This is a genomic window from Natrinema sp. HArc-T2 (assembly GCF_041821085.1).
Classification (GTDB): Archaea; Halobacteriota; Halobacteria; order Halobacteriales; family Natrialbaceae; genus Natrinema.
Genome location: NZ_JBGUAZ010000021.1, coordinates 1 through 1,694 on the forward strand (window position 1 = coordinate 1; position 1,694 = coordinate 1,694).

At 51.2% G+C, this 1,694-nt stretch carries 1 protein-coding gene; it reads right to left on the reverse strand.

All coding sequences use genetic code 11. The features are described from left to right. Positions 1 to 673: 673 nt before the first annotated feature. A partial coding sequence (locus ACERI1_RS18750; protein ID WP_373619994.1) for a primase-associated protein occupies positions 674 to 1,694 on the reverse strand: 1,021 nt, incomplete at its 5' end.

The window sequence follows — 1,694 nt, forward strand, 5'->3', positions numbered from 1 at the left end:
ACGCTGATCAAGGTACTACATTCTAAACAGGATGTATAGCTTGGAAGCCCGAGAATTGGTTCCTTGCTTGTTTCCAACAGAAATATCCTTGTATTGTGGTTTTAAAAGCTGTTATAAGAAACTCAAATAAAGGAGTGTATGGTGAGAGTATATAGGCCAATTGTTGAAACTAGTTTTGGTTCCCCACTGGAAATCGCATCATTTCCCAATGAGTGAATTCTGATATGTATCTTGCAGACGCTCGTCGTTTGATGGCCCCTCGGCCGGAGAGAGCCAGCGGCGTTTGTACCAGTGTACCCTAGCCTTCCTTTGGATGATTCTGAAGGTGCAGAGGAGTATGGAACAGACTTAGATTCAGTAATAAGGACGTCGGGCTGTTTTCAGGCCGTAATAATGTCCTCGACGAACTTCAAGACACGGTAATCTGGTATAATTGTGCTTGACAAGGTGGTGAAAGCCTCGAATTCGAAAGAATTGGTGTCTCATTCTGTGCGAGACTCGATAACCGCGAATTATACCAGTTGACGGAATTTTCCGCGGATTGCGGAGAATTCACCGATATCTGTCGTGAACAGACGATACAGAGCCTGAAAAGTGCATGACGGGGATTCTAATCTCGTCGAGTCTTCTCTCACATAGAAATATATCGATGATGGTAGTTCAGTTGTGGAGATTAGAACTCCACTCCAGCAGATTCAGCGTCAGTCAATTGATTGTACATCTCCTCTGGGAAGGGGAGACTTCCCCAGATTGAGTATGGACATTGGTCCTGTCCAATACAGTACCGCTGCATGTCGTCGTTGTCGCAGTTCATCGGCAGCGGGATGCCGCCTCCGCTCGTGTTAGAAAACTCGTAGCGGATCTGGTAGTCAGTGACTTGTTCATCGTACCATGGCCACCGCGAGAAGACATCCTTGAGATCCGCGACAATCGTCTCGAGGTCACTGTCTTGGTACTGTGGCAGCCACATCACCATCCGGGCGAAGTTGTACAGGTCCTTTCGGACTGGTTTCTTCTCGTGGAGGCGTTCGGCCATGTTCGCCATGCAGGGGAGTTCAAACAGATCACCGATTGACTCGACGGTGAGGGGCTGGACGCCACGCGTAGATTCCTGAATCCGATAGTGGTTCGTATTTTCGTGCTGCCGAATGGTCAGGCTCCGGTGGTCGCGCTGGGATGCGAGAAGATTCCCGAGACTCCGGGGACTCGAGATGCGATTACACACGTCTCGTTTCCAGTCCGCTTCCGGAGCGTACGCCTCCACTGCTTCAAACAGCTCCTTTGCCGATTGGAACGTTCCCAGTGAGACGACCTCGTCTGGAGCGTCTCGGATCGCATCCCGAAGCACACGGACGGTCCGTTCACCAGGCTCCCAGTCTCTCCAGATTCGGTCGTGGTGTCCCGTCTCGATGAAACGGTCGATACGCTCGGTGATGGCCGATTCATTTGTCGTCAGCCATATGAGCTGGTCCTCAGAGAGGTTCTCCTCTTGGACTCGCAAGAGCTTCTTGAACGCACGTCTGGCGTACTCGCGATACTTCGTATCGAAATCACCGACTGGAACGTAGAGTCGGTTGTCCTTGATGCGAGTGAGCAGTTCTCTACTCTTTCCTGTCTCAGTGTTGGCGTGGACGAGACACTTCCGTGACGCCGCAGCCATCGGAATCTCGAGATATAACCCCTCGCGGCACTGC